This window comes from Paraburkholderia humisilvae (assembly GCF_902859855.1).
Lineage (GTDB): Bacteria > Pseudomonadota > Gammaproteobacteria > Burkholderiales > Burkholderiaceae > Paraburkholderia > Paraburkholderia humisilvae.
In genome coordinates, this window is record NZ_CADIKH010000179.1 from 1 (window position 1) to 4,660 (window position 4,660).

Genomic DNA, 4,660 nt, shown 5'->3' on the forward strand with positions numbered 1-4,660 from the left:
GACTGGTGCGGCGGTAGCTTCGATCCCGCTGCCTTTGACCTTCAGGGCGTCAACGAACGCCTCTTCGAGATCAAATTCTGATCGTCAAGACGGCCGACAAATGTCGCTTACGGGCAAACGCAAAATGCTGTTGAAGATCGCGTGAAAGCTCAGTTTCTTCGCGGGGCCTCGACTGCCCTTGCCCAGATGCGGCAAGACAAACTGCTCGAACTGCGCGCCACGCAATTTCGCTGGAATCCCTTGTCGTGGCTTGCTTCTCGCCATCTCGCGCACCAAAGCAACGAGATTCTAGCCGCTTCGCTCGTATCCGCGAAAACCGCTTCCTGCTGCAGCTTGAAGCCAAGTTCGAGCGCGGAAAGAACCCGCAACCAGTTGGCCTCATCAAACCGATGATGGGATTCAAGGTTTTCCGGTGCGCGTGCATCATCCTGTCCGGTATCGAGATCATGCATATGATCTGCAAGGGACAGATGCGTGGCGATGGCATCGCGGTGACTGCCGCCGATCAATTCTACTCTCCCGCAACATAAGCAATCCTCTTCATTGCGGGCGTTCTCTCATCCCATCTTCGTTATCGCGACACAGTCCGTTCTGTACACCACTCTCGCGTTCGCACGAGAAACGCTCTCACGCACTCCACGAACAATTGCGCTTTGTGTCCTCGCGCTGTTCCATTTGCTTTCTCGCATGGATTCGATTGTTTTGGTGCTGGATGCGCGTCCCTCTTCGTCACACGTGCGCGGCAGCGGCACGAGCGCGAACGGTCCCGCTTTGGACACGTGCTCGCTTTACAGCGGGCCGCGCCTTTTTCGCCGCCGTAGTCGCCTTGGCTTTCGCCTTGGGCGCCGGTTCGGCTGCTGCCAGCGTTAGGTGCAGGCCCATCGCGCCGATCACCTTCATGATCGTCGCGAACTCGGCATTCCCTTGTCGGAGAGCGCGCGGTACAGGGCTTCACGCGCAATACCCGATTCGCGCGCTAGCGCCGTCATGCCACGTGCTTTAGCAACGTCGCCAAGTGCCGCCTGAATCTCGACCGGATCGCCACCTTCGAACGCTTGCGCAAGGTAGAGGCGGTAATCGGTTTCATCTTTCAGGTACTTCGATGCGTCGAACTCCATCATCTCACTAATTTTCACGTCAAATCTCCAACCCTTTCGCTATAGCCTTGGCGCGCTTGATGTCTGCCGGCTGTGTGGACTTATCGCCACCACACAAGATGATCACCAGCACGTCCCCACGTTGCGTGAAATAAACCCGATACCCCTTCCCTACATCGACTTTCATTTCCGACACCCCGTCTCCGACCGGGACGCCAGTGTCCAAGATTACCCATCTGTGCCCGTTTGAGTCCACCGGTGATAGCCGTAGCTGCTTGCCGATCCCGCACGCGGGAAAGCCATGCGTCAAATTCGGAGGTGACTATCAGCTTCGTCATGCGTCACATTGTGACTCATAGGTTACACCACATCAACACCTATGTCGGCGTAACGGGCGCCAGTCACAGCGCGATCGCCGTAACGTCGACACGCTGACGTCCCGGATGGGCGACGTGGTGCACACGCTCGCCGCTCGAATTCGAAGACCTCGATGCGATGACGCAGACCGTGTCACTGCGCGGGTTGCCCCCTGCCAGGCACCGTCATGATCGAAAGAAGCGACCCGCCGCAGTGAGGTTTGCCGGTCGATGGAACTTGGCGAGACGGCTGTTCGGCGCTGGGTGGCACAATACGACGCGGAGTGCGCCGATGGCCCTGGGGTAGGCAAACCGCTAACGCCGGAACAGCAGCGCATCCGGCAGCTCGAAGCGGAGAACCGGCAACTGCGCGAGGACAACACGTTGTTAAAAAAAGCGTCGGCCTTCTTTGCACGAGAATTGAAGTGAGTTATCGCGTGGTAACTCACTTGCAACAGGAGGCCGTATCGGTCAGTGACGCCTGCCGGGTTTTGCAGGTGAGCCGCTCTGGCTACTATGCGCACCGGTGTGCCAGACACAATGCCAGCAGGCAGCGTCTTACGCAGCGCATCCCGATGCGTTGGGCCAGTTCGTTCAAGCAGTGCCCCTGCGGGTCGCCCGTGGCGTGTCGATGAGACGTACCTGAAGATTCGGGGCAGGTGGGTCTACCTGTATCGGGCTGGCCAGACGGTAGACTTCATGTTTAGGGTGAGGCGCGATGTGGCGGCGGCCAAAGGTTTTTTCAGCAAGGCCATCAGGCATCAGGGCGCATGAACTGAATGCCTCAACCGCGCGGCGCGTTGCTACCTCGCCCCCGAAGGGGGTCGAAAAGCCAGTGCGGATGAGAGTTCTGACGTGACCTTGTTGCCCTCGACGAGGCCGAAGTGGATATAAGGTCTGTTTGCGCAGCCGCTGTCGAAGCCGTCGTTAAATTCGTTGCCACAGAGGATGCTGTATTTCCCGATTTTCCCAGCTGCTCGATCGCCCCGTCAAGATCGCCGATGCCGTGTCCGTTCCCTGCGGGCGCAGGCCCTGTCCATTCTTTGGGCTTGGTCATCCATGTGTAGAGACTTCCGACATTTTTGGGAAGAAGCTGCAGCGTCTTCGAGAGCGCCCCCTTCAGGTTTCTGTTAATCACATCGGACGCAATGTCACTGCGCGATAGCAGATCAGAGGACAGGGGAAGCTTGTTCCAAAAAGTCGTGTAATCGCCTTCCATGAGGTCATAGCCGAGCAGCGGAATATTTGCAATGTCCCCGACCATCGGTATGGCAGGGACCTTTTCGCGAATATCCTTTCTGATCATCTCCCTCGGCGTAGGTGGGCCTAGATGCTCGATCACCGCCTTTATTTCCTTCGCCACATCATCCGGGGGCAAGTTGCCACCCTGGCGTGCCTTTCCCCTCGCCACGGTCTGCGCCTTGAGATTCACCCATAGGTCGAAACGCAGCTTCTCCCGATGCTTAAGTATCTCCTTCTCGATGATCTCGGACGGCGTTATATCAGCCTTTGCACCATCAGAAAAGTGAACTCTGAGAACTGGCGCCTTGACTGATCCATCCCCCGTATACTCGACCTTGATCCGGTCAGGATAAATATTATAGACGACAGGGTAACTTTTGAACTGCGAGTGGCGCTTGAACAGATCCAATATCGAGATGGCTTTTTCTCCCCCCGGCCTCACGGGTGTCACTGGCAATTCTTTCGTGAGCTGCTCTTCGTCCAGTCCGATCATTCCTTTAAGTTTGAACAGAATAACTTCGGTTTCGTTAAAGTGGATGGCGGGACCGGTGAGCTGAACGATTACGTTGTCTACCACTGATGCGATCCTCTCATTTCTCACCTGCTCCGGGTCGGCATTCTCGATTTCTGGCCAATCTTTTTCAACCTCCATGATCTGTGCGGCCTGCAGTCGCGGATCGTCCGAGGGAGATTGCTCGACGAGCGCATTGAAATCCATCAACACTTTGATTGCCTCCGAGCTGTTGTATTTGTTCCCGGTAGTGCGCTGGAGAATCGTTGCCATTGCATGAAAGCTGCTGCCAAACGGAAATGCCGTGTCAATGCGATGCTGGTCAAACGACGCCTGAATCAGAGCCAATCGACCGGGCTCATCGAGAGTACGTGCTCGGGTTGTCATCAAGGGGCTGTTCGCTAACTCCTTTATTGAATAAAAACGGCCGGCCACGCCCGCCGGAACTCCTGTCGACTCGTCCAACTTGATTTGTTTGAGAAAGTTTCTGAAGGAGGCCGGGTTCCACCTCCGATGTTCGGAAAAGATATCACGGTCTTTGGGCAACTGCGATGACTGAGCCGCGGCCCGAGGGGAACGCGATCCGGTGGAACTGCCCGGAACTCCATACGAGGGCGGATTGTGTCCGCCTGAAAGGTTGGCGGGCAGCAAAGGGGCGGTTGTCGGGGATTTCCGGTCACCCGGGATATACGGATTGACGCCGAGATGCGGCCCCACGGATGATGGTGCCGTGGTTGACACAAGGAACCCGAGGCCATAGTGATCGGGCTGACTGGCACCGGTTCGATTTGTTGCCGGCTCGTCGAGCTCTCGGAGAACTTGATTGGTCTTGGCACCATGGTCGGAGGTGGAGAATTGCGGATACTTCGACGAACGCTCCGCAGCGGCCGGTTTTATTGTCATAGCGATCGACACGCCGTACATCATAAACGTCAATTTCTGGCTCGGTGTACTGAATTTGAACTGTTGCAGCGCAGGTTCAAGCCCAAGCTTTTCTCTGTCCGATCGCTTCTGCTTGCTGATATTGAGACCGATTTTGGCTCGCAACTGCTCCACCATTTTTAGACTGGATACATTAGGCATCGTTTTTCCTCATCAACCAGATTAGGGCCAGAAAAGCGCTCGCTCGCGTCCGGCGCGTGTGGTATACGTTTGTTCCTGACAGCGGCCTGAGCAGCCTGCGCATTCCGGCGGGGCGTGAATCATCGATCCGAAGAGCTGTGGAATTCACACTTCGGCCGTCTGCGATCGGATACGACGGGTCTTAGCGATGCTCCATTCGATATTTTCGCGAATCGCGTTTTGGCAAATCCTTTACCTCTTCGTTTCCCAATGCGTATCGGGTTGTGTCGCGATAAGGCGGGCGGGACAAGAGAATTTCAATATGATTTGGATTGCTTATATAACCAGTGAATGGAATTGCTCGGCTGCGATTTTGGCGAAACCATTATCAT

The 4,660-nt window shown here is 56.0% G+C and carries 1 protein-coding gene and 5 pseudogenes; 3 read left to right on the forward strand and 3 right to left on the reverse strand.

Annotated features, from left to right (window positions below; genetic code table 11):
* Nucleotides 1-383: 383 nt before the first annotated feature.
* A pseudogene (locus tag HV796_RS40235) lies at nucleotides 384-530 on the forward strand (IS6 family transposase); the annotation flags it as partial.
* Nucleotides 531-729: 199 nt separating this feature from the next.
* Here the strand turns inward: HV796_RS40235 and HV796_RS45750 are convergent.
* Nucleotides 730-1,136 (reverse strand): annotated as a pseudogene (locus tag HV796_RS45750) (addiction module antidote protein).
* A gap of 1 nt (nucleotide 1,137) precedes the next feature.
* Nucleotides 1,138-1,435: pseudogene (locus tag HV796_RS40245) on the reverse strand (type II toxin-antitoxin system RelE/ParE family toxin).
* Between the two features lie 234 nt (nucleotides 1,436-1,669).
* On the opposite strand from HV796_RS40245, the pseudogene HV796_RS45585 reads away from it, so the two are divergent.
* A pseudogene (locus HV796_RS45585) lies at nucleotides 1,670-1,882 on the forward strand (transposase); the annotation flags it as partial.
* Nucleotides 1,883-2,059: 177 nt separating this feature from the next.
* Nucleotides 2,060-2,221 (forward strand): annotated as a pseudogene (locus HV796_RS40255) (DDE-type integrase/transposase/recombinase); the annotation flags it as partial.
* Nucleotides 2,222-2,237: 16 nt separating this feature from the next.
* Here the strand turns inward: HV796_RS40255 and HV796_RS40260 are convergent.
* Nucleotides 2,238-4,289 carry a hypothetical protein gene (locus HV796_RS40260; RefSeq protein WP_175233286.1) on the reverse strand — a complete coding sequence of 684 codons (2,052 nt, stop codon included), beginning with the start codon at nucleotides 4,287-4,289 and terminating at the stop codon, nucleotides 2,238-2,240.
* Between the last annotated feature and the right edge of the window lie 371 nt (nucleotides 4,290-4,660).

Coding starts and splice junctions, on each gene's coding strand:
- HV796_RS40260 (WP_175233286.1), bottom strand. CDS start 4,289: ATGCCTAATGTATCCAGTCTAAAAATGGTGGAGCAGTTGCGAGCCAAA.